Origin of the sequence: Planococcus sp. SSTMD024 (assembly GCF_041320495.1) — a bacterium.
In the GTDB taxonomy this organism is placed as follows: domain Bacteria; phylum Bacillota; class Bacilli; order Bacillales_A; family Planococcaceae; genus Planococcus.
In genome coordinates this window covers 345349-369109 of sequence record NZ_JBGGNS010000023.1, presented here as the reverse complement: position 1 = coordinate 369109, position 23761 = coordinate 345349, and the positions used below count along the sequence as shown (strand labels likewise).

19 protein-coding genes are annotated in these 23761 nt (G+C 50.5%); all 19 read right to left on the bottom strand.

Annotated features, from left to right (window positions below):
* Positions 1 to 70: 70 nt before the first annotated feature.
* The 19 genes from ymfI to infB all read right to left on the bottom strand — a co-directional run bounded on the left by ymfI (position 71) and on the right by infB (position 23756).
* Positions 71 to 790 (bottom strand): elongation factor P 5-aminopentanone reductase, encoded by a 720-nt coding sequence (gene ymfI, locus AB9R92_RS16120; RefSeq protein WP_370670448.1) that lies wholly within the window; start codon positions 788 to 790, stop codon positions 71 to 73.
* Positions 787 to 2088 carry an EF-P 5-aminopentanol modification-associated protein YfmH gene (yfmH, locus tag AB9R92_RS16115; protein WP_370670447.1) on the bottom strand — a complete coding sequence of 434 codons (1302 nt, stop codon included), beginning with the start codon at positions 2086 to 2088 and terminating at the stop codon, positions 787 to 789. The genes ymfI and yfmH overlap by 4 nt, the downstream gene beginning before the upstream one ends.
* Positions 2081 to 3355 (bottom strand): EF-P 5-aminopentanol modification-associated protein YfmF, encoded by a 1275-nt coding sequence (gene yfmF / locus AB9R92_RS16110; RefSeq protein WP_370670446.1) that lies wholly within the window; start codon positions 3353 to 3355, stop codon positions 2081 to 2083. Before yfmF ends, yfmH begins: the two co-directional genes overlap by 8 nt.
* A 269-nt stretch (positions 3356 to 3624) precedes the next feature.
* A complete protein-coding gene (locus AB9R92_RS16105) occupies positions 3625 to 4584 on the bottom strand; it encodes an ABC transporter permease (RefSeq protein ID WP_370670445.1) in 960 nt (319 codons plus the stop codon).
* Between the two features lies 1 nt (position 4585).
* Positions 4586 to 5635: an ABC transporter permease gene (locus AB9R92_RS16100; protein WP_274843951.1), complete on the bottom strand. Its 1050-nt coding sequence runs from the start codon at positions 5633 to 5635 to the stop codon at positions 4586 to 4588.
* Positions 5625 to 7166 (bottom strand): ABC transporter ATP-binding protein, encoded by a 1542-nt coding sequence (locus AB9R92_RS16095; protein ID WP_370670444.1) that lies wholly within the window; start codon positions 7164 to 7166, stop codon positions 5625 to 5627. The genes AB9R92_RS16100 and AB9R92_RS16095 overlap by 11 nt, the downstream gene beginning before the upstream one ends.
* A 166-nt stretch (positions 7167 to 7332) precedes the next feature.
* On the bottom strand, positions 7333 to 8412 hold the full coding sequence (locus AB9R92_RS16090) for a BMP family lipoprotein (RefSeq protein WP_370670443.1): 1080 nt from the start codon (positions 8410 to 8412) through the stop codon (positions 7333 to 7335).
* A 46-nt stretch (positions 8413 to 8458) separates the two neighbouring features.
* Entirely contained in the window at positions 8459 to 9187 is a 729-nt protein-coding gene (locus tag AB9R92_RS16085; protein WP_370670442.1) for a GntR family transcriptional regulator, read from the bottom strand.
* Positions 9188 to 9363: 176 nt separating this feature from the next.
* Positions 9364 to 11781, bottom strand: coding sequence for an FtsK/SpoIIIE family DNA translocase (locus tag AB9R92_RS16080; RefSeq protein WP_370670441.1), 2418 nt, complete (start codon positions 11779 to 11781; stop codon positions 9364 to 9366).
* A 77-nt stretch (positions 11782 to 11858) separates the two neighbouring features.
* A complete protein-coding gene (locus AB9R92_RS16075) occupies positions 11859 to 13526 on the bottom strand; it encodes a ribonuclease J (protein ID WP_370670440.1) in 1668 nt (555 codons plus the stop codon).
* A gap of 251 nt (positions 13527 to 13777) precedes the next feature.
* Complete coding sequence (locus AB9R92_RS16070) at positions 13778 to 14812, bottom strand: aspartate-semialdehyde dehydrogenase (RefSeq protein WP_370670439.1); 1035 nt, start codon at positions 14810 to 14812, stop codon at positions 13778 to 13780.
* An 82-nt stretch (positions 14813 to 14894) separates the two neighbouring features.
* Complete coding sequence (locus AB9R92_RS16065) at positions 14895 to 16106, bottom strand: M16 family metallopeptidase (RefSeq protein WP_370670438.1); 1212 nt, start codon at positions 16104 to 16106, stop codon at positions 14895 to 14897.
* A gap of 77 nt (positions 16107 to 16183) precedes the next feature.
* Complete coding sequence (gene pnp / locus AB9R92_RS16060; RefSeq protein ID WP_370670437.1) at positions 16184 to 18292, bottom strand: polyribonucleotide nucleotidyltransferase; 2109 nt, start codon at positions 18290 to 18292, stop codon at positions 16184 to 16186.
* 139 nt (positions 18293 to 18431) lie between these two features.
* A complete protein-coding gene (gene rpsO / locus AB9R92_RS16055; RefSeq protein WP_068462811.1) occupies positions 18432 to 18701 on the bottom strand; it encodes a 30S ribosomal protein S15 in 270 nt (89 codons plus the stop codon).
* Between the two features lie 134 nt (positions 18702 to 18835).
* Positions 18836 to 19777 carry a riboflavin biosynthesis protein RibF gene (gene ribF, locus AB9R92_RS16050; RefSeq protein ID WP_370670436.1) on the bottom strand — a complete coding sequence of 314 codons (942 nt, stop codon included), beginning with the start codon at positions 19775 to 19777 and terminating at the stop codon, positions 18836 to 18838.
* Between the two features lies 1 nt (position 19778).
* Positions 19779 to 20708: a tRNA pseudouridine(55) synthase TruB gene (gene truB / locus AB9R92_RS16045; RefSeq protein WP_370670435.1), complete on the bottom strand. Its 930-nt coding sequence runs from the start codon at positions 20706 to 20708 to the stop codon at positions 19779 to 19781.
* A 94-nt stretch (positions 20709 to 20802) separates the two neighbouring features.
* The gene (rbfA, locus tag AB9R92_RS16040; protein ID WP_370670434.1) at positions 20803 to 21156 is read right to left on the bottom strand and encodes a 30S ribosome-binding factor RbfA; all 354 of its coding nucleotides are present in this window, start codon (positions 21154 to 21156) and stop codon (positions 20803 to 20805) included.
* 18 nt (positions 21157 to 21174) lie between these two features.
* Positions 21175 to 21453 (bottom strand): DUF503 domain-containing protein, encoded by a 279-nt coding sequence (locus tag AB9R92_RS16035; protein WP_370670433.1) that lies wholly within the window; start codon positions 21451 to 21453, stop codon positions 21175 to 21177.
* Positions 21450 to 23756, bottom strand: a complete 2307-nt coding sequence (infB, locus tag AB9R92_RS16030; RefSeq protein ID WP_370670432.1) for a translation initiation factor IF-2 — start codon at positions 23754 to 23756, stop codon at positions 21450 to 21452. The genes AB9R92_RS16035 and infB overlap by 4 nt, the downstream gene beginning before the upstream one ends.
* Positions 23757 to 23761: the final 5 nt, after the last annotated feature.

Here is a 23761-nt window from a genome sequence, read left to right as displayed (position 1 = left end):
ATATGCGTCATCCTATGGTTCATTGCCTTTATGATAGCCTACATCCACAATGGTGAAAAGCTCGCCTATGCTAGATCAGCCAGCCGCCATTGACACGGATCGTCTGCCCGGTAATATAATCCGCTTTGCCGCTGGCTAAAAACGCCACCGCATGGGCGATATCTTCAGGAGAACCTGCCCCGAGCGGAATCTCTTCTTCGAGCTCCCGCCATTCCTCATCCGTCAATCCGGCATTCATTTTCGTGCGGATCAACCCGGGCGACACCGCGTTGACGCGCGTGCCGGATGGCGCCATCTCTTTGGCATAGGCTTTCGTGAATGCGAGTTGCGCACCTTTTACAGCCGAATAAGCCGTTTCCATCGAAGCCCCCGTTTCGCCCCATATCGACGCGATAAAAATGACATAGGATTTGGCATGCCTCCTGAAATAAGGCGACAATAGCCGCACGGTCTCGATCGGATTCTTTACATGGACGCGCCATAGATCGTCATGTTCGGCACTGCTGGTATCCTGCAATAAGCCAGAGAGCGCATGTCCGCTCGCACAGACGACGCACGAGCTGTCGAAGACTTGGCTTGCGACTTGCTGGGAGCCGCCGTCTTTCGTGAAATCGCCTTGTACCGGGATGAACTCCTGCTCCGGGTAGTCCATGCTAAGCTCCTCCACCAACGCTTCAAGGGCATTCGAATGGTAATGAAGATACAGCGACCAGCCCTCTTCCGCCATCTGCCTGGCGATCGCGCCGCCGATGTCTCCCGATGCCCCGAGAATCAGAGCGAATCGCTTCACGCCTGTTCTTTCTCCGGTGATTTGATCGTGAAGACGGATTGCTGGCTTTCGGCGCTGACCTCAGCGAAGGCTTCCTGTAAATCCGCCACTTCGATTTGTTCAAGTACTGGCACGACATCAAAAAGGTTCATGCCGTTGAACGCATATTGCGTAAATTGGTTGGCGATGTATTCCGGTGAATTCAAAGCGCGCATGAAAAAGCCGATTTTCTTGCGGCGCACGCGGTCCAGGTCTTCTTGACCGAACGGCCATTTTTCCACCGCTTGGTGAATCGTTTTTTTGACCTCTTGCGCAAATTTTTCAGGATGGTTCGTATCCGAGCCGATGAGCGCATAGCCGAATCCACTTTCCAGTGAATAGTCAAATGAATACGATTCATCGATCCAGCCGTTCTCGTAAGCTTCATGGTAGAAATTGGAGGTCCTCCCGAACAATAATTCGTACGCGAGCTGTGCGGACAATTCATGCTTGAGCATTTCCGGGCCGTGCAGATCCAGGCGTTCCGGTTTGACGCCGACAAAGACTTTCGGTTTTTGGACCGCCATTTCCAATGTCCGCTCCTTGATGGCCGCTTCCTTTGGCTCTTCAGGGAAAATGCGCTCGATCGGCGCAGGCGCATCGAATGTTTTCGCCGCCTGGTTGTCTTTGACGAATTGCATCATGCTGTCAGGCTCGACGTTTCCGACGATAAACAACGCCATATTCGACGGGTGGTAGAAGGTGTGGTAGCACGTATAGAGATGTTCCGCGGTGATGTGCTGGATTGACTCAACTGTCCCGGCGATATCGATTTTCACGGGGTGGTTCTTATACAGATTCTCGATCATGCCGAAATACAGGCGCCAATCCGGCTGGTCGTCATACATGGTGATTTCCTGCGCAATGATGCCTTTTTCCTTTTCTACCGTCTGTTCGGTGAAGTAAGGGCTTTGGACAAAATCCAGCAAGGTCGTAACGTTTTCCTGGATGCGCCCTGTCGCGGAAAATAGATACGCCGTCCGCGTGAACGACGTGAATGCATTGGCGGAAGCGCCGTTTTTGCTGAATTCCTGAAAGATGTCGCCTTCTTCTTTTTCGAACATTTTATGCTCCAGGAAATGCGCAATGCCATCCGGCACTTGAATCGCTTCTTTTTCACCGAGCGGCACGAAATGGTTGTCGATCGAGCCGTATTTGGTCGTGAAGGTCGCATAGGTTTTTGAGAATCCGCGTTTCGGCAAGATGTAAACCGTCAAACCGTTCGGCAGTTCTTCATGATAAAGTGTTTCTTCGAGTTGCTTGAATTCCATTTTATTCATCAGCTGCATCCTCCTTGCCGGACAAGAAATACGTCATTTGCAGGCTCAAATCCTGTGCTGCCTGCGCAATCTGCTCTTTTGTCACTTTATCCCATCTTTCGATCAAATAAGCGGGTTCGAAGTCTTCCGAAAGTTCCATGTATTGATCGTAAATGTCAATCTGGCCTCTTGACGAATCGAGCGCTTCTTTTAGTTGATTGGTGAGCAATGCCTTCGTCTGCTCCAATTCCGTATCGGTGATGTGCCCTTCTTTAATTTCATCCAATTGATGGAGGATCAACGACACCGCTTTTTCTTCCAGCTTGCGGTCGATCCCGGCAAGGACGAACATCAAACCAAACTGCGAAGCATAAGAACTTGAGACGTAATATGCCATGCTTTCCTTCTCGCGGATATTGGCGAACAGTTTCGAATGCGCATAACCGCCGAAAATGCCGTTCAGCAATTGCATGACCGGAAACTCTTCATCGCGGAAAGTGACCGGCGTGAAGAACATCATATGCAATTTCCCTTGTTTCATGTCCTCGTATTCCAGCACGCGGGACTGCTCAGGCGGCTGCAATTGGCTTGCCGTTTTTTCAGGAAGTTCTTTGCGGTCGGCAAAATGGAAATAATCGCGAATATGGGAAGAGATCACTTCCGGCGAAACGTCTCCCACTACGTAAATTTCCACTTCGTTATTTTCCAGCATATGATGGTATGCAGCGACCAATGATTCATTCGTCACTTGCTTCACTTGTTCGATTGAACCGTTCGAAGTGATTGAAGCGGGATGGCCGGGAAGCCCGAGTTCCATCATGCGCTGCTGTGCGTAGCGGGTTTTGTCGTCAAATACCGACTCGATGCGCTGGACAATCGATTCCTGTTCGCGCTTGAAGATGCTTTCCTTGAACAGTCCATTTTCGAAATTCGGCTTGAACAGGACGATATACATCAAATTCATCACTTTCTCAAGCACGCCTTCATCCGACAGATATTGATCATTGACGGTTTCGACATTCAAATTGACGATGTGGTCGTCTCCGCGTTTGGTGGAATCTATGTATAATGAGGTTCCGTATAAATCATCAAGCACCATGCGCAGTGCCGTATGGGATGGGTACATTTCGTTGCTGTGCTGCAAAACATTCGCCAGGATTGCGCGCTCGGAAGCATTTTTCACGGTGAGCCGGTCCTTGAAGCGGATCGAGAAATTAATGGTCTTAAATTGCGTCGTTTCATGTACATGGACATGGACGCCTTTTGCAATCTTCTTGGTTTCAAACATGTTGGATCCCCTCTCGTGATTCTTACACTAACTATACCGGACTTTTTCCTTTAATTGCAATGAAACCGGAGGAAACGGCTGGAAAAAAGCAGGCGAATTTCAAGCGCCTGCCCGATTATGCGGCTTCCTCGCAAGAACTCAGCCTCCCGCACCTTATTTAATGTAGGGTTTTTTTCAAACTGCACATCATCGTTGCCTGATTTTCTCCACAAAAAAACCGGTGGGAAGTCCCCACCAGCTGCTTTTGACCGCTGATATGCGGCATCTGTTTATCGCTGTCCTTTGATGTACGGTTTGCCGTTTGCTTTCGGTGCATTGGCACGGCCTATGAAGCCCGCCAGTGCGAAGATCGTTAAGACATACGGCAAGATCAACAGGAAGACGTTCGGAATTTCCTGGATGACCGGAATTGAAGAACCGACAATGCTCAAGGATTGTGCGAAGCCAAAGAACAAAGCTGCGCCCATCGCACCGAGCGGATGCCATTTTCCGAAGATCATCGCAGCAAGCGCCATGAACCCTTGGCCGTTGATCGTGGCATGGCCAAAATCCCCCGTGATCGTCTGCGCATAGATCGCGCCGCCGATCCCAGCGAGAGCGCCTGAAATCATGACCGCTACATAGCGCATCCGCGCAACGTTGATCCCCATCGTATCAGCTGCCATCGGATGCTCTCCGACCGCACGCAAGCGTAAGCCGAACGGCGTCTTGTAGATGACGAACCAGGCGAGGAATGCCACGCCGATCGCAAAGAACGAAGTATTGTAGACAGAAGTGAAGAATAATGGGCCGATGACCGGAATCTCAGACAACACCGGCACGTTATAGCGCGCAAAGCGTTCGCTGATGAAATCTGTCTGGCCTTTATCAAAAATACTCTTGACCAAGTACAGGGCAAGTGCAATTGCCAATAAGTTGATGGCAACCCCTGAAACGACTTGGTCTGCGCGGAATGAAATCGATGCCACAGCGTGCAGCAGCGACAACAAAAGCGCTGCGACCATCGCGGCAACCAAGGCCAGCCATGGCGTCATTCCGCCGAATGTATCCGCGAACAGCAAGTTGAACAAAATCCCGACAAATGCACCGATGACCATCAAGCCCTCAAGGCCGATGTTGACGACGCCGGAGCGTTCAGAGAACACCCCACCGATTGCGACAAGAATGAGCGGTGCTGCGTAGAAAATTGCCGAAGGGACGATGAAATATAGGATTTCCAAAAAGCTCATATCACTTCGCCTCCTTCTTTTTGCCGGCCGCTCGGAGCAGCAGCAAACGAATGATATAGCCGGATGCTACGAAGAAGATGATCACGGCGATGACAATTTCAACAATTTCAATCGGAATGCCTGCAGCATTCGGCATATTGAGTGCGCCGTATTTCAAGGAACCGAATAACGTGGCCCCGAAAATGACACCAAGCGGCGTATTCATCCCGAGCAGCGCAACGGCGATGCCGTCAAAGCCGATTCCTGTAAAACCGCCTTTGGACGAAACGTACTCAAACGTCCCAAGCGCTTCCATAGCGCCAGCCAGACCGGCAAATGCACCGGATATGACCATCGCCATGATGATGTTTTTATTTACATTCATCCCCGCATATTCAGAAGCGTGTTGGTTAAATCCGACCGCTTTCAGCTCGAAGCCGAGCGTCGTTTTCTCGAGGATGAACCACATGACGCCCACCATAATCAGCGCCAGCAATAAGCCCATGTGCAAACGGGAAAATTCCGTCAAATTCTCCAAGAATTCGGAACGAAGGGAGGCACTGGTGAAAATCCGCTCTGTGCGGTCTCCCCCTTCGGATACCGTCCGGATCAATGCATTGGTAACGTGAAGCGCAATATAGTTCATCATGATGGTGACAATAACTTCGTGTACGCGGAATTTGGCTTTTAATAGCCCCGGCACAAAGCCCCATAATGCCCCGGCTACAGCCGCTGCTAAAATCGCCAGCGGCAAATGGATGATTTTCGGCAGTTCAACCGCAACGCCGACATACGCTGCAGCGAACCAACCGACGATTAACTGCCCTTCGACCCCGATATTGAATAAACCAGAACGGAAAGCGAATGCAACGGCTAATCCAGCCAATAGATAAGGTGTGATTTGGCGAAGCGTTTCGCCGATTGTGTAAAGGTCTCCAAAAATACCGTTCCATAACGCAGCATAGCCTTCGATTGGGCTATAACCGCTGACGAGCATGATGATCGCCCCGACAATTAGGCCAAGCACGACGGAAACGATCGGGACCAGCAAGTTTGTCACTCTATTCGACACTGTGTTTCCCGCCTTTCTTGTCTTTGTCCGCATGGCCAGCCATGAGAAGACCCAGTTCTTGTTCAGTCGTTTCTTCAGGAATGACCACATCGACGATTTCACCGTCATGGATAACGGCTATCCGGTCGGAGACATTCATGACTTCATCCAGTTCGAAAGAAATCAATAGCACCGCTTTTCCGTTATCGCGCTGTTCGATCAAGCGGCTATGGATAAATTCGATAGCCCCTACGTCCAAACCGCGCGTCGGCAGCGCTGCAATGAGCAGATCCGGATTGCGGTCGACTTCCCGGCCGATGATCGCTTTTTGCTGATTGCCGCCAGACAGCGCCCTTGCCGGTTCATGCGGTCCTTGCGTCCGGACATCGAAATCTTTGATGATTTGCTCGGCTTTTTCCGTAATTCTGTTGTAGTCCATAATTCCCGACTTCGAGATCGGCGCCATATAATATGTTTGCAAGGCAATATTGTGGCCGATCGGGAAATCGAGCACCAAACCGTGCTTATGGCGGTCTTGTGGAATATGGCCGACACCGGATTGTGTTACTTTACGCGGCTTCATGCCGGTGACATCCTTGCCGTGGATCAGCACCTTGCCGCTTTTCACTTTGCGAAGCCCGGTGATCGCTTCGATCAATTCCGATTGGCCGTTGCCATCGATTCCCGCAATTCCGACAATTTCGCCTTTGCGGACAGCGAGATTCAAGTTCTTTACCTTGGGAATGCCGCGGTAGTCTTCGACAACAAGATCCTTAACGGTCAAGGTTTCTTCAGCCGGGAATGCCGGGCCCTTTTCGGTTTTAAATGTCACTTGGCGACCGACCATCAAGGCCGCCAGCTCATTCGGGTTTGTTTCAGCCGTCGTGACGGTTCCGATGCCTTGCCCTTTGCGGATGACTGTGACGCGGTCTGAAACGTCCATGATCTCTTTTAATTTATGAGTGATGAGGATGATCGATTTGCCTTCAGCGATCAACCGCTTCATGATCTGGATCAATTCCGTGATTTCCTGGGGAGTGAGCGATGCAGTTGGCTCATCGAAGATCAGGATCTCCGCCCCGCGGTAAAGCGTTTTTAAAATTTCCACACGTTGTTGCATGCCGACAGAGATATCTTCGATGATGGCATAAGGGTCCACGTTCAATCCGTATTGCTTGGATAACTCCGCCACTTTCTTGGCTGCATCCTTCTTGTTGGTCACCCCCACCTTCGTCGGCTCACTGCCAAGAATAATGTTTTCGGTGACACTGAAATTCTCGACGAGCATGAAATGCTGGTGCACCATGCCGATCCCGAGATCGTTCGCCACGTTCGGGTTGGAAATGTCCACTTTCTTCCCTCTGACGCGGATTTCGCCGCCTTCCGGTTGATACAATCCAAACAAGACATTCATCAAGGTGGATTTTCCTGCCCCGTTCTCACCGAGCAGTGCATGAATTTCCCCTTTTTCAAGCTGCAGGGTGATGTTGTCGTTGGCGACAAAATTCCCGAACTCTTTGCGGATATTCAGCATTTCAATAACATATTCCACGGTTTTCACTCCCTCGGAGACTGGTTGTTTCTTGATTTAATGAATTAATACATGAAAGGCTTCTTTTGGCAGAAACCTTTCATCTATTAATCTTTCGAAAAATAGACGAAAAAAAATCATAAAGACCGGATACCCGGTCTTTATGATGACCGTATTTGACTACAGCTTATTCGGAAAGTGTTTCAGGAACTTCGATTTCACCGGATACAACTTTCTCTTTGTATTCTTCAATTTGGCTCATGACATCTTCCGGAATCGCTCCGCGTGAATCCGCAAGGCCAACCCCTTCGTCAGACAAACCGTACGTGACTGTTTCCCCGCCTGGGAATTCTCCGTTCATCGCTTGCTCGGAAATGTTCATCACCGCTGTATCTACGCGTTTCAAGACAGAAGTCAATGTTACGTTCGCATCGCCAGTCTGGCCTTCTTCGTATTGGTCAGCATCTACGCCGATAACCCATACGTTTTCGTCAGGATTGGCTTCTTTGCGTTCTTTTGCTTCAGTGAACACGCCGTTTCCAGTGCCGCCTGCAGCGTGGAAGATGATGTCAGCTCCAGCGCTGTACATGCGGTTTGCAGTTGTTTTACCCAATTCCGCTTTATCAAAAGCACCTGTGTATTGAACATCGACTTCGATTGAATCATCAACAGCTTTTACGCCTTCAAGGAATCCGGCTTCAAAGCGTTCGATAACCGGAATTTCCATCCCGCCGACAAAACCGATTTTGTCGGTTTCAGTCATCAAGGCTGCAGCAACGCCTGCAAGGAATGCGCCTTCTTGCTCTTTAAACATGACGCTTGCCACGTTTGGAGCATCGACCACTGCATCGATGATTGCGATTTGTGCATCCGGCTGCTGTTCAGCGATTTCCTTTACAGCGCCTTCCATGAGGAAGCCGATGCCGAAGACAACGTCAAAATCACGTCGGATCAAGTTGTTCAAGTTGGTGTTGTAGTCAGCGTCGGAAGCGGACTGGAGGTAATCAAACCCGCCGTCGCCTTTTTCAAGGCCGTTTTCTTCACCGAACTGCTGGATGCCTTCCCAAGCTGATTGGTTGAAGGATTTATCATCTACGCCGCCGACATCCGTAACCATCGCTACAGAGAAATCGCTTGCTTCTTCAGTGCCTTCTCCGCCTTCAGCAGACTCGCCGCCGTTTGAAGTATCTTCTTCGCTGCCACATGCTGCAAGAACTCCAGCTGCTAGCATTAATGATAAACCTACGCCAAATTTACGTTTAATCAATGTAATAACCCCCAAGGTTTTTTTGATAATAGCAGGAATCAGATGTTTACAGACGTTTGCGAACTACGTGGAAGCTGAATTTGTCAGCCCGGAAGTAGTTCTTTGAATACAGCACCAGGCGATCGTTCTCATCGTAATGGTGCTGCTTTAATACGAGCAACGCGGTTTCCGGGTCGCATTCAAGAATCGGCGACGCTTCCTCATGATAACCGGTTGGGTCGATGAAGGTGACCGCATACGAGATGCGGATGTCGCCGGATTCTTCAAGCGCCGAGAAAATGGAGCTTTCTTTGCGCCCGAGAAAGCCTTCTGGCATATAGACGGAAGGCACTTTGTCGATGCAATAGACGACTGGCTCCCCGTTTGCCGTTCGGACGCGTTCAATGGTAATGACAGTATCCTCCGGATTGCAATGAAAGCGGTTAACATCCTCTTCAGAACAAATGGACTCCGAAGTGCTCAAATAGACCACTCCAGGTTCCATTCCCGCCTGCCGGATCATATCGGAGACGCTTGTCAATTCCTCGATGCCCGATGAAAAAACCGGTTTCGAATTGACAAACGTCCCGACGCCGTGGCGCCTGACGATTACATTATCTTCTTCCAGGAGCCGCAGCGCCTCACGGAGAGTCGCGCGGCTCACGCCAAGTGATTTCGACAGTTCGAACTCGGATGGCAATTTCTCTTTCTCTTTATAGACACCCGAAGCAATATCTTGCTTCATTCGATCGATCACTTGGAGATACAATGCACGGTGATCCGATTTAATTGTCATACGATTCACCACCCATGACAGAGATCAGACATCTGATGTAAAACATTCCTACTAATCAGAATTACTATACCATTTAATAGAAATGAAATAAATAGCAATTTGTCGAATTCTGCGAATTTTCCTCAACAAGCTTTCTCAAATACTAAACATTTTGTCACAAATCAGCTATTGACCAATCAATGTTCTTCCTGCTTAGGAACCAGGACATGGCGTGGCTTACTGCCTTCATAAGGCCCGACGACCCCGCGCTGCTCCATTTGGTCTATAATTCGGGCGGCGCGGGAATAGCCGACACGGAACCGGCGCTGCAGCATGGAAACGGATGCTGTCTGCATTTCCGTGACCAATTGCACCGCTTCGTCGTAAAGTTCGTCCGTCTCCTGGTCGATGCTCACTTCCTCGACGTCGGATGGGATCATGTCTTCCTGGTATTGCGCTTTTTGCTGTTCGATGGAGAAGTCGACGATTTTTTCCACTTCGGTATCCGACAGGAACGCCCCTTGCACGCGCACCGGTTTTGATTGTCCAGCACCGAGGAATAACATATCGCCGCGGCCGAGCAATTTCTCTGCCCCGCCCATGTCGAGAATGGTGCGTGAATCGATGGCGGATGACACCGCAAAGGCGATGCGCGACGGAATGTTCGCTTTGATGACGCCGGTGATGACATTGACGCTCGGGCGCTGCGTGGCGATGATCAAATGGATTCCTGCAGCACGCGCCATTTGCGCTAAGCGCGTGATGGCATCTTCCACTTCGTTGGACGCGACCATCATCAAATCGGCCAGCTCATCGACGATGACGACGATAAACGGCAGCTTCGGATGCTTTTCATCGTTTTCTGCGTTGAATGTGTCGACGTAATCGTTATAGCCTTCGATATTGCGTGTGCCCGTATGGGAAAACAGCTCATAGCGCCGCTCCATTTCCGAAACAATTTTCTTCAAAGCTTGTGCCGCTTTGCGTGGGTCGGTCACGACTGGCGCGAGCAGATGGGGAATGCCGTTGTAGACATTCAGTTCGACCATTTTCGGGTCGATCATCATCATTTTCACTTCGTGCGGCTTCGCGCGCATGATGATGCTCGTGATGATGCCGTTGATGCACACTGATTTCCCGCTGCCTGTAGAACCTGCAACGAGCAGATGGGGCATTTTATTCAGTTCGGTCATGACCGCTTGGCCCGTCACGTCCCGGCCGAGCCCGAACAATAGTTTTGAGTCGGGACGGTTGTTTTCTTCTGATTCCAGCACTTCCCTGAGGCTTACGACCGCCACTTCGGTATTTGGCACTTCAATGCCGATTGCCGATTTCCCGGGGATCGGTGCTTCAATGCGGATATCGCGTGCTGCGAGTGCCAATGCCAAATCATCGTGGAGGCTGACGATTTTGCTGACTTTCACGCCGACATCCGGCAGCACTTCGTATTTTGTGACGGCAGGCCCTAAATGGACTTGCGTCACTTTCGCGCGCACACCGAAGCTTTGGAAGGTTTTCTCGAGTTTCTTGGCGTTTTTTTGGATGCCCGAATACTCGCCGCTTTGGTCGCTATGCGGCGGCAGGGTCAATAAATCGATCGGCGGCAGAGCATAGTCTTCGTTTTCCGCTTCCTCTTTCATCGATATGACCGGCTCCTTTAAAATCTCCCCGGTTTCCGGATCGACGTGCCTGATTTCCTCGGAAGCCTCGGAGTTCAGTTTTTCCTCTTCCGCATTCTGGCGCTTCGGCTTAACCTTTTCCGTGAAAGCCGAAATGATCGGTTCTTTTTCCGCTTCCTCTTCTTGCTCGCGCTCGGTCTCCTGATCAAAAACCAGCGTCGTCTCTGTTTCTGTTTCTTCCAGCGCATCGTCATAAGCCAATTGCTCGTTCATTTCCAATACCTTTTCAGGCGCATTTTTTCTGCGCGGCTGTTTTTTCGCCGGTTTGCGCTCCGGCTTGAAGCGTTCTGCGAGTGATCGCATCGCTTCGCCGGCGACCGGCAAGCGCTCTGCAATAACCGGCGCGGCCGTTTTGCCGGTCAAGATAATGGCGCCGATCGACAATAGGATGATGGCGATGACCCATGTGCCGGCTGTCGCAAACAGCACGTGAAGCAAAGCATACAGCACAGCGCCGAAAAAGCCGCCGCCCGTCGCTTCGTAATTGCCCCAGATCGTGCCGGTCATTTGCGTCATTTTCGAGGTTTCCGATAAGACGTTCGCAGAAGTAATCGGCAGTATGGAGCCAGCTGCCCAGATCAAATGACTGATCAATAAAGCGCCTGCAAGCAGAAACATAGAGCCGGCTGCAATTTTCGGGCGGATTTTCGGCACACCCCGCTTGACCATAATGTGAAGTGCAGCTGCGATCAATGCCAGGGGTGCGAGAAAGGCCAAATAGCCGAGCAGATACTCAGCCATATTATTGAACATGCGGCCGATCAAGCCGAGCCTGAAGACCATCAAGATCGCGATGCCGATCATGATGAGCCCTGTCACTTCATAGGCGATCATCGGCACCGGCTGGCGCTTCTTTGTCGCTTTCGATTTCGGTTTCGTGCGCGGCTTGGTGCGCGGCTTGGCGGTCGTTTTTTTATTCGTGCGGCTTGGCGCCATGGGATTCCCTCTTTTCTTACGTAATGAAAAAGGATTCCTGCCGATAAAATCGGTATGGAATCCCTTTACTTGTATTCTTAGTATTCCATGATGATCGGAATGATCATCGGACGCCGCTTCGTCTGCTGATACAGATACGAATTGAGCGTGTCGCGGATTTCCTGTTTGATGTTGTTCCATTCGAACGCATCGCGCGTCACGTATTTATCGACGACTTTGCGCACCAATTGGCTTGATTCATCAAGCAACTGCTCCGACTCGCGGACATAGACAAAGCCTCTGGAAATGATTTCCGGTCCTGACGCAATGCGTTTTTCCTTGCGGTTCAAGGTCACAACGATGATAAAGATGCCGTCTTGTGACAGAAGTTTGCGGTCGCGCAGGACGATGTTGCCGACATCCCCGATGCCGATTCCGTCGATCAAGACATTGCCTGTCGTGACGCGGCCGCTCATGCGGACTTTTTCTTTTCTGTATTCGACGATATCGCCTTTATCGGCGATGAAGATATCCGATTTCGCAATGCCAACTTGCTGCGCCAATTTCGAGTGGGCGATGAGCATTTTGTATTCCCCTTGGATTGGGATAAAATACTTCGGCTTCATCAAGTTCAGCATCATCTTCAAGTCTTCCTGGCTGCCGTGTCCGGAAACGTGGACTTTCTTGTTGGATGTCAGCACTTTCGCGCCGGCTTTCGCCAATTTGTTCATGGTCTGGAACATCGGCACTTCCATGCCTGGCGACGGCGTGAAGGTGATCAATACCGTATCCGTTTCGTTGATGCGCACATCTTTGTGCTGGCGTCTGACCATCTTATCGAGCGCTTCGAGCGGTTCGCCCTGGTTGCCGGTCACGATGATGACGACTTCATCGTCGTTGTATTTCTCCAAGTCTTTCAAGGAAATGACTGTGTCTTCGTCCACTTCTAGATACCCAAGGCGCAAGCCGACTTCATAGCTCTTCTCCAGGCTTTTGCCGATGACGGCGACTTTCTTGCCGGTTTGGTGCGCAATGTCGAACACTTGCTGGATACGGATGAAGTTGGATGAATAAAGTGATACAAGAATGCGCCCCGGTGCCTGGTGGAATGCCGTCAGGATGTGGTCGGCAACGACCGTCTCGGACGTCGTGTAGCCTGGGCGTTCAGCTTCTGTGGAATCCGACAGCAGCATCAAGACGCCGTCTTCGCCAAGCTTCGCCATTTTGGCGTAATCCGGGCGGTAGCTGCCTTGCATCGCCTGGTCGAATTTAAATTCACCGGTATGGACGATGGCGCCTTCCGATGTATGGAAGACGATGCCGAGTGCATCCGGAATGCTGTGTGTCGTATGGAAAAAGGTGACGTGTGTCTTGTCGAAATTCATGCGGCTCTTATTGGTTACTTCAAAGAATTTATGGTGCTTGAGCGAGCCGAGCTCTTTCACATGTTCTTTAGCCAGCGCGATGGTCAGCTTCGAGCCGTACACCGGTGCTTGGACTTTCTTCAATAGGTACGCAATCGACCCGATCGCATCTTCATGGCCGTGCGTCAGGAAGATCCCTTTGACACGGTCTTTGTTTTCTTCGAGATACGTGACATCCGGAATGACGATATCGACGCCGAGCATCTCATCTTCCGGGAACATCAATCCGCTGTCGACGACGAACAGGTCATCGTCGATATCGATGACGTACATCGCTTTCCCGATCTCTCCTACTCCGCCAAGCGGAATGACTCTTATGACTTCGTTTTTAATTTTACTCAATTGATTTCCTCCTAAAAATATTTCACCCGTACAGATCCATAGACTTCATTATACGGTAATCACCGGTAACAGTCCAAAGAAAAAATATCTGCAGCCATTTGCCCCAGCTGCCTGGGACAAAAACATCCATTTGCGAAACAAAAAAAGCCATCCGCACACACAAGGAAGCAACAACTTCCAAGCGGCACCGGATGGCGATGGATTTTACGTGCGTTAGCCGAGCACCCGCAGACGGATGATGGGCTAAGAGCCTACAGCAATTGTTCTTCGATGAGCGCTTCAGCGATTTGAACAGAGTTCAATGCCGCGCCTTTGATCAAATTATCGGAGACGATCCACAAATGATAGCCGTTCGGGTTGTCAAGGTCTTTGCGGATACGGCCTACAAACACCTCATCTTTTCCGGCTGCCATCAAGGGCATCGGGTATTCCTGATTGGCGGGATTGTCTTGAAGCACGACGCCTGGCGCACCGCTCAGCGCATCTCTCACTTGTCCGACGGATGGCGTGTCATCCAGTTCCACATAAACGGATTCGGAGTGGCCCGTCACGACCGGCAGTCGCACACACGTCGCTGCGACCGCCAAGCCTTGGTCGCTCATGATTTTCTTCGTTTCGTTGATCATTTTCAATTCTTCCAGTGTATAGCCGTTGTCCGCGAATTGGTCGATCTGCGGCACTGCGTTGAAGGCGATCGGGTAATGGCGATCGGCTGACTTCACAGGCAAGACTTTCGCTTCGGCAGTTGCTGCGTTGTCGAAGTCCGCTGATTGTGCTTTCAACTCGTTGATCGCATCGATGCCAGCGCCCGACACCGCCTGGTAAGTGGAAACGATGATTTTCTGCAAGCCGAACCGCTCTTTTAGCGGCTGCAATGCGCATACCATTTGGATGGTCGAGCAATTCGGGTTGGCGATTACGCCTGCATGGCCTTTTAGCGCCGATTTATTCACTTCAGGGACGACGAGTGGCACATCTTCATCCATGCGGAAGGCGCTCGTATTATCGACCACGACTGCGCCTCGTTTCACGGCTTCAGGCGCAAACTTCTCTGAGATGCTGCCGCCTGCGCTGAACAAGGCGATATCCACGCCATCAAACGATTCAGGCACCGCTTCTTCCACTGTATAGGATTGTCCGTTGAATTCGATTTCCTTGCCGGCAGAGCGTGCAGAAGATAGGAATTTGATGTCCCCCACAGGGAAATTGCGCTTCTCCAGCTGGTCTTTCATTTGCTGGCCGACGGCACCGGTTGCGCCCATGATCGCTACATTATAGGTTTTCACTCGACTCTCTCCTTCTTAACTAATTTGCGTTATTGTAACATAATTTATCGCATCAGCGCGACAAATTGTCGCAATTCATCTTTCATTGGGAACGGATGATGGAAATGGCCGGGGCAGCGGCAGTCAATTGCATCAAATCCAGTACATGTTCGCGCTCGACCGCATCGATCAAGCGGATGATGTCGTCAGCAGATTGATGCTTGCCTTGGAGCAATTCATATTTTCCGTTGCGGCTCATCCGGGCCCCCGTGCTTTCCAGCCCGAGCAGCAAATTGCCTTTCAATTGCTCACGGGAATCTGAAATTTCCAAGTCGCTGATATCGCCTTCTTGCATGCGCTGAAGCGATGTGCGGATCAATTCTTCCACTTCCCCGACTTGGTGCTCGGCAGTGCCTCCGTAAATGGCAAGCGTGCCATGGTCCGAGTAGGCAGAGTGGTAGGAATAGACCGAATAAGCCAGTCCCCGGTCTTCGCGGATTTCCTGGAACAGCCGGGACGACATGGAGCCGCCGATGATATTGTTCAAGACCGCCAGCGCAAACAGCTTATCGTCCTGCAGCGACAGCCCTGGATATCCGAGGCAAATATGGGCCTGTTCCGTTTCCTTATGCTTGATTGATTGCCCGGGCACAAAGGTCGGCAGGACATGTGCATTTTCCGGGCTTTCCCGCTCAAACGAACCGAATAAGGTTTCGATTTGGCTGAGCAATTTGCCATCGATATGGCCTGCCACGGAAATGACCGTATTCGACGGGGTATAATGACGCTCCATATAATCCAGAATCTGCTGTCTTGAAAAACGATCCAGTGTTTCGGCAGTGCCTAAAATCGGAGCACCGATTGCATTGTCAGGGTACATGACCCGCCATAATTGCTCGTGGACGTCGTCATCCGCCATATCTTCGGTCATGCTGATTTCCTCTTTGACAACGAGCCGCTCTTTATCGATTTCCACTGGGTCCATCACCGAATTGAAAAACATGTCCGCCAACACGTCGACCGCGAGCGGCGCATGGTGGTCAAGCACTTTGGCGTAATAGCAAGTATATTCTTTTGATGTATAAGCATTCAAATCGCCGCCAATGCGGTCAAATTCCCGCGCGATGTCTTTGGCGCTGCGTTTTTCGGTGCCCTTGAACAAGAGATGTTCAATGAAATGGGTCATGCCGTTTTCTTCCGGCCGCTCATCCCGCGATCCCGTATTGACAAATACGCCGACCGCGACGGAACGGAAATGCGGGATATGTTCTGAGACGATGCGCAAGCCATTTTGGCAAGTATAAGTAGTAACCATTGGAAGCCCTCCTGTATATGAAAAAAATTGCCGGCGAATGCCACCGGCAATTTTTCCACTTTGTTTTATCTAGCGTCTCAAGCCTTTTCGGCTGCTTCTTTTTCTTCTTTCAACACTGTTTTGCGGGACAAGTTAACGCGTCCTTGGCGGTCGATCTCGATAACTTTCACTTTAATGACATCGCCCATTTTCAAGACATCTTCCACTTCTTTCGTCCGTTCTTCCTGGATTTCAGAAATGTGGAGCAGGCCGTCTTTTCCAGGGAACAATTCAACGAATGCACCGAATTTCTCGATGCGCTTGACGGCGCCTTCGTAATATTCGCCGACTTTCGCTTCGCGTACGATATTCTCGATCATCGCTTTCGCTTTGGCGTTCATTTCTTCATCAACGGAAGAGATGAAAATCGTGCCGTCTTGTTCGGTGTCGATCTTGACGCCCGTTTCATCGATAATCTTATTGATGACTTTTCCGCCAGGCCCGATAACGTCGCGGATCTTGTCCGGATTGATCTTCACCATGATGATCTTCGGCGCAAACTTCGACAAGGTCGTGCGCGGTGTATTAATCGTGGCAATCATCGATTCCAAAATGTGCAGACGCCCGATTTTCGCTTGCGTCAATGCTTCTTCTAAGATCTCGCGGGACAATCCATCGATTTTGATATCCATTTGCAAAGCTGTAACGCCTTCTGCGGTTCCGGCTACTTTAAAGTCCATATCGCCGAGATGGTCTTCCATCCCTTGAATATCGGAAAGAACTGTGTAGTTCTCGCCTTTTTTCACAAGGCCCATTGCAATTCCGGCTACCGGTGCTTTAATTGGCACACCCGCATCCATCATCGCCAAAGTAGACGCGCAAATGCTTGCCTGTGATGTAGAACCGTTTGATTCCAATACTTCAGAAACGAGGCGGATCGTGTATGGGAAATCTTTTTCGTTTGGAATGACTGCTTCAAGCGCACGTTCGCCTAGAGCGCCGTGTCCAATTTCGCGGCGGCCGGGGCCGCGCAGGAATCCAGTTTCCCCGACTGAGAACAACGGGAAATTATAATGGTGCATAAAACGCTTCGTTTCTTCCAATCCAAGGCCATCGATGATTTGTACATCGCCAAGAGCGCCGAGCGTACAAATGCTCATCGCTTGCGTTTGGCCGCGCGTAAAGAGACCCGAGCCGTGAGTGCGCGCAAGGACGCCGACTTCAGAAGAAAGCGCACGGATTTCAGATGGGCCGCGGCCGTCTGGGCGGATTTTTTCATCCGTGATCAAGCGGCGAACTTCATCTTTGACCATTTTATCGAGCACTTGGCCCGCTTGCTTTTTGATATCGTCTTCTGAATCTGCATATGCTTCAAGCGCACGTTCGCGGACTGCCGCAATCGCTTCATTGCGTGCTTGCTTTTCGTTCACTTGAACTGCGGCGTTCATGTCCTCTTCCACTGCCGTTTTCAATTCAGCCGTCAAACCAGCATCCAGTTCGTATAATTGAACCGCCGATTTCTCTTTGGCCACTTCCGCAGCGATGTCTTCCTGGAAAGCGATCAATTTCTTGATTTCTTCGTGGCCGAACATGATCGCTTCAAGAATCACTTCTTCAGACACTTCCTTCGCGCCGGCTTCTACCATATTGATGGCATCTTTCGTACCGGCAACCGTCAAGTTGATTGAGCTTTTTTCCATCTGCTCGCCTGTCGGGTTGATGATGTACTCGCCGTCTACCATCCCGACGATGACGCCCGCAATCGGCCCGTCAAACGGAATGTCTGAAATCATCAACGCCAAGGAAGACCCGAACATCGCTGCCATTTCAGATGGGCAATCCTGGTCGACGGACATAACCATTGAAATGACCTGCACCTCGTTGCGGAAACCGTCCGGGAACAACGGGCGCAGCGGACGGTCGATCAAGCGGCTGATCAAGGTCGCTTTTTCGGATGGGCGTCCTTCGCGTTTAATGAACCCGCCCGGGATTTTTCCGACAGCGTATTGGCGCTCTTCATAGTTCACCGTCAGCGGGAAGAAATCCAAAGGCTTCGGTGATTTTGATGCGGTTGCAGTGGACAGCACTGCTGTATCGCCATAACGGATCAATGCCGCTCCGTTTGCTTGTTTTGCCAGTTGACCGACTTCGACCTTCAGTTCGCGGCCAGCCCAGTCAAATGTGTAAACCTTTTTTGTTTGCTCCATAGTCGAGCTCCTCTCTTACCGTGTTTCGTGTAGTATGTATCTTTAAATAGTGTATCAAAAAAGCACATCAAGTGCGATTCAATGATAAGTTTTAAGCATAAAGAAAAAGCGGGACGAATCCCGCTTTCTCTGCTTGCTATTATCGGCGTAGGCCAAGTCTTCCGATTAACTCACGGTAGCGTTGTACATCGTTCTCGCGTAGGTATTTAAGCAAGTTACGACGGCGTCCAACCATTTTGAATAGACCACGACGTGAATGGTGATCTTTCTTGTGGGTACGCAAGTGCTCGTTCAAGTTGTTGATGTCTTCTGTAAGAATGGCGATCTGAATTTCTGGAGAACCAGTATCAGTGTCATGCACTTTGTATTCATTGATCAATTCATTTTTACGTTCTTGAGTGATTGCCATGCTGTTCCACCTCCTAATCTCTGATAGCCCCTATTACCTAGCAAACGTTGGTGATTCGATTTGCCAAGCAACGGTTAGTACGTTCAGTACTTTGATATCATAGCACAGTGATTTCCTGAAATCAACTGTCCAACCTATACTTCAAAATATTGCTTTGCGGTATCTTTGTCCCGCCCAATTTGGGTTTTCAGTTCATCGATGCCCGAAAATCTCTGTTCATCGCGTATGCGCTTGTGCCATTCGACGATAACCTTTTCGCCGTAAATTGACTTATCGAAATCCAGGATATGAACCTCAATGACCAGGTTTTTGACCTCGGGGTTGTTGAAAGTCGGCTTGTAGCCGACATTGCAGACGCCGTCGTAATAAGCACCTTGCACTTCAATCCGCACCGCATAGACACCGCGCTTCGGAACGAATGTGCCAAGTTCCGGTTCGACGTTCGCTGTTGGAAAACCGATCGTCCGTCCCCGTTTGTCACCGTTGACGACCGTTCCGGAAATCCGGTACGGCCTGCCGAGCAGATGATGAACCGGCTCGACCAGACCATCTTTCAACAAATGGCGAATGCGGGTCGAACTGACCTTTTCATTTTCCGCTTCGATTTTGCCGACTGTCGTGACCTGATACCGGCCATTGCCGTGCGATTCCATCAACGCCATATTGCCGCCGCCTTTATAGCCGAACGAGAAGTCAAAGCCGGCAACGACTTCTTTAACGTTTAAGCCGTCGATGAAATGCTCGATGAATTGTTCTGGGGAAAGTTTCGCGAACTCTGAAGTAAAGCGGACGATATAGCAGATATCAACGCCCATTTCCTCCAAGATGTCCATCTTCTGGCCAAGTGGCGTGATATAAAAAACTTCTTCTTTCCGGCCGCCGAGCACCAATGAAGGATGCGGATCGAAGGTCATGACAGCGGACTTCATCCCGCCTGCTTGCGCTTTGTCAATCGCCGTGCCGATCACTTGTTGGTGGCCCTTGTGGACGCCATCAAAAAATCCGATCGCCATGGACAGCGGCCCTTGTTCTTGTGCTTTCATCTCGTGAGGATAACTCAAGTGAATGATTTTCATACTACACCTCGTCCGTTGGAGGAAATCCAAACATTTTTTCGGGTTTCATTTTACCCGGCTTCTCGGGATGCCGTTTGTACAATGCTGCCGGTTTGCCATGATAAGTGAAAACGACAAACGGTTCTGTCTTCAAGACCGGATGCGCCTCGAGCACTTGGCCATTTTTGATGCCGAACAGTAGATCCGGCGTGATTTCTTCAAAAGGAAATGCACTTAAGCCGTATGCGAGAGGCTGCAAAATAGAACCGATATCCCCATTTTGCGCAATTTCCTCCACTTCGGCAAGCGTCACACATTGTTCTTTCGTAAAACTGCCGGACTGTGTGCGCGTCAGCTGTGACATATGGGCCGGATATCCAAGCGCTTCGCCGATCTGGACGGCAAGTGTTCGGATATAAGTCCCTTTGCCGCAGCGGATACGGATGCGGAAACGAATATTCTGCCCTTCCCATGTGTCCGCCTCATCCAATAATTCGATAGAATCAATATGCACCGTGCGTACAGGGCGCTCCACTGATTCGCCTTTGCGCGCATATTCATACAGCTTTCTGCCGTTCACTTTGACCGCTGAATACATCGGCGGGATTTGTTCAATGTCGCCGGTCAGGCTTTGCAATACCTCTTCTAGCTGCTTGCGTGTAATCGTTTTGTCGCTCAGGTCTTGTTCCACTACCGCGCCTTCTGCATCTTCTGTTTCCGTTGAAGCTCCGATCAACACTTCCGCTTCGTAAGTTTTTCCTTGATCAGTGATGTACTCCGCGACTTTGGTCGATCGCCCTAAACAAATCGGCAGCACGCCATCCACTTGGGGATCGAGCGTCCCGGTATGCCCGACTTTTTTCGTTCTCAGGATTTTGCGCAAGCGAAAAACGCAGTCGTGGGATGTCATGCCCGGTTCTTTCCATAATGGAAGGATCCCATTCGGTTCCATATCGGAAGCCCCTCTCTTCATCGGTTCTAGCACCGAACTGTATAGTATGTAGAAAAAAGCCTGCTGTCTACAAATAGACTGGCAGGCTTTCGGTTTACTCTTCTGTTGGATCTTTGATATCCCGCAGCAATGATTCAATCCGATTGCCGTATGCGACAGACGAATCGATTTCAAACGCCAATTCAGGAGTCTTGCGCAGACGGATCCGCTGCCCGATTTCCGAGCGGATGAATCCTTTGGACTTCGCAAGGCCGAGCAAAGTCTGCTCTTTCGCCTTGTCATCGCCCAGCACACTGATATAGACGGTTGCCTGCTGAAGGTCGCCCGTCACTTCGACATCTGTCACGGTGACAAAGCCGATGCGTGGATCTTTCAATTTTCTGCCGATAATCTCGCCGAGCTCTTTTTTCATTTGCTCAGCTACACGATTCGAGCGCATTGATGACATTTCGAATCCACTCCGTTCTTACAAATATTCTTTCTCTATTTCCATGCATTCCCACGACGGGTTGCTCTCCAGATAGCGCAGCACATGCTCCATTTCACGCTCCGCTGCTTCTTTCGAAGAAGAAACAGTGACAAAAGCAAGGCGCGTGCGCTGCCACACTTCCTGATGATCGACTTCCGCCGCCGATACATTGAATTTCTGCTTTGTGCGGGTCATCATGCTTTTGACGACCGCGCGTTTATCTTTCAATGAATGCGCGGTAGGGATGAAAAATTCGCATTCCATCAAAAGGATCATTTGCGTTCGATTTCTTCCATGACGTAAGCTTCGATGATGTCGCCTTCTTTGACATCGTTGAAGTTTTTGATCGTCACACCGCATTCATAGCCTTTTGCGACTTCTTTCGCGTCATCTTTAAAGCGTTTCAAGGTATCGATTTCGCCTTCGAAGACCACAATGCCGTCACGGATGACACGCACGCCGCTGTCGCGGGTGATCTTGCCTTCAGTTACATAGCTTCCGGCAATCGTTCCGACTTTAGATACTTTGAACGTGCTGCGGATTTCCGCTTGGCCGATGATTTTTTCTTCGAACTCTGGGTCCAAGAGGCCTTTCATCGCCGCTTCGATTTCTTCGATCACTTTGTAAATGATGCGGTGCAAGCGGATATCGACGCCTTCCGCTTCTGCTGCGCGCTTGGCATTGACATCCGGGCGGACGTTAAAGCCGATGATGATCGCGTTAGAAGCTGCCGCTAGTGATACATCGGACTCCGTGATGGCGCCGGCGCCAGTATGGATAACTTTGACGTTGACACCTTCTACATCGATTTTCAAAAGTGAAGCAGCCATGGCTTCCACTGTCCCTTGAACGTCAGCTTTGACGATCAAGTTCAACTCTTTCATCTCGCCTTGCTTCAATTGATCAAACAAGTTATCCAATGTGACGCGGTTCTTTTCAGAACGCATTTCCTGCAATGCCGTAGCAGAACGTGCTTCGCCGATTTGACGGGCCGTTTTCTCGTCTTCGAAGACAACGAAACGGTCGCCGGCTTGTGGCACGTCGCTGAGCCCAGTAATTTCAACAGGTGTTGAAGGACCCGCTGTTTTCACGCGGCGGCCAAGGTCATTGACCATTGCACGCACGCGGCCGAAGGTATTGCCGACAACGATCGGGTCGCCGACATGCAAAGTGCCGTCCTGGACGAGCAAAGTCGCGACAGATCCGCGGCCTTTATCCAGCTCCGCTTCAATGACCGTACCGATTGCACGGCGGCCAGGGTTTGCTTTCAATTCAGCAACTTCCGAAACAAGCAAGATCATTTCCAGCAGCGTGTCGATCCCATCTCCAGTCAATGCGGAAAGCGGTACGAAAATCGTATCGCCGCCCCATGCTTCAGGCACAAGACCGTGCTCGGTCAATTCCTGCATGACGCGGTCCGGGTTTGCGGACGGCTTATCCATTTTATTGACAGCAATGATGATCGGGACTTCTGCAGCTTTTGCGTGGTTGATCGCTTCTACCGTCTGCGGCATGACACCGTCATCAGCAGCAACAACGATAATGGCAATATCCGTAACTTTCGCACCGCGCGCACGCATCGTCGTGAACGCTGCGTGGCCTGGTGTATCCAGGAACGTGATTTTCTTGCCGTCTTCCTCGACTTGGTAAGCGCCGATGTGCTGTGTGATCCCGCCTGCTTCTCCAGCAGTCACTTTCGTGTGGCGGATTGAATCCAGCAAAGTCGTTTTCCCGTGATCGACGTGGCCCATGATCGTCACAACAGATGGCCGTTCTTCTTTTTTGGCTTCTTCTTCAGGTTCGAAGTAGACTTCCAAATCGGTTTTGTCGACCAGGATTTCTTCTTCCACTTCTACATCGTATTCTGCACAGACAAGTTCAATGGCATCTTTATCCAACTCTTGGTTGATTGTTGCCATAACGCCGAGCATGAACAATTTTTTGATGATTTCTGAAGGTTCACGGCCGAGTTTTTTCGCCAAATCGCCAACAGTCAATGATTCACTGAATGTGATTTTTGACGGCAATTCTTTTTCTCTCTTCGGCATTGGCGGCATCGGGTTCACCGGACGCTGCTGTTTGCCTTTGCGGTTGCGGTTTTGCCCGCCGCGTCCTGGTCCGTTCGAACGGCCGCGCTGGCCTGGCCCTGGAGCCGGTTTTGCAGCTTTTGGCGTGAAGTTGGAACCGCGCCCTGCTTGGCCTGTTCCTTGCTGTGTAGATTGCGTGCGGTTCTGGCCGCCTTGTGTGCGGTTTTGCCCGCCTTGTCCGCTTGTACGGCTTTGGCCCTGTCCGCTTTGAGGACGGGATTGCCCGCCTTGCGAGCGGTTTTGGCCGCCTTGGCTTCCTTGTCCGCTTTGCCCACGGCGCTGGTTTTGGCCTTGCGGGCGTGATTGTGAGCTTTGAGCACGGTTTCCTTGTGCAGGTTTTTTATAAATGCCGTCCAATTTCGTTACAGCAGTATCTTCTAGTGTAGCCATATGGTTATTAACTTTAATATTCATTTTTGACAATTCGTCAATGATGTCTTTGCTCGGTTTATTTACTTTTTTAGCGTATTCATGTACTCGAATTTTGGTCATCTGCT

Coding starts and splice junctions, on each gene's coding strand:
- yfmH (WP_370670447.1), bottom strand. CDS start 2,088: ATGAATAAAATGGAATTCAAGCAACTCGAAGAAACACTTTATCATGAA.
- yfmF (WP_370670446.1), bottom strand. CDS start 3,355: ATGTTTGAAACCAAGAAGATTGCAAAAGGCGTCCATGTCCATGTACAT.
- AB9R92_RS16105 (WP_370670445.1), bottom strand. CDS start 4,584: ATGAGCTTTTTGGAAATCCTATATTTCATCGTCCCTTCGGCAATTTTC.
- AB9R92_RS16085 (WP_370670442.1), bottom strand. CDS start 9,187: ATGACAATTAAATCGGATCACCGTGCATTGTATCTCCAAGTGATCGAT.
- AB9R92_RS16080 (WP_370670441.1), bottom strand. CDS start 11,781: ATGGCGCCAAGCCGCACGAATAAAAAAACGACCGCCAAGCCGCGCACC.
- AB9R92_RS16065 (WP_370670438.1), bottom strand. CDS start 16,106: ATGGTTACTACTTATACTTGCCAAAATGGCTTGCGCATCGTCTCAGAA.
- pnp (WP_370670437.1), bottom strand. CDS start 18,292: ATGGAGCAAACAAAAAAGGTTTACACATTTGACTGGGCTGGCCGCGAA.
- rpsO (WP_068462811.1), bottom strand. CDS start 18,701: ATGGCAATCACTCAAGAACGTAAAAATGAATTGATCAATGAATACAAA.
- ribF (WP_370670436.1), bottom strand. CDS start 19,777: ATGAAAATCATTCACTTGAGTTATCCTCACGAGATGAAAGCACAAGAA.
- truB (WP_370670435.1), bottom strand. CDS start 20,708: ATGGAACCGAATGGGATCCTTCCATTATGGAAAGAACCGGGCATGACA.
- rbfA (WP_370670434.1), bottom strand. CDS start 21,156: ATGTCATCAATGCGCTCGAATCGTGTAGCTGAGCAAATGAAAAAAGAG.
- AB9R92_RS16035 (WP_370670433.1), bottom strand. CDS start 21,453: ATGATCCTTTTGATGGAATGCGAATTTTTCATCCCTACCGCGCATTCA.
- infB (WP_370670432.1), bottom strand. CDS start 23,756: ATGACCAAAATTCGAGTACATGAATACGCTAAAAAAGTAAATAAACCG.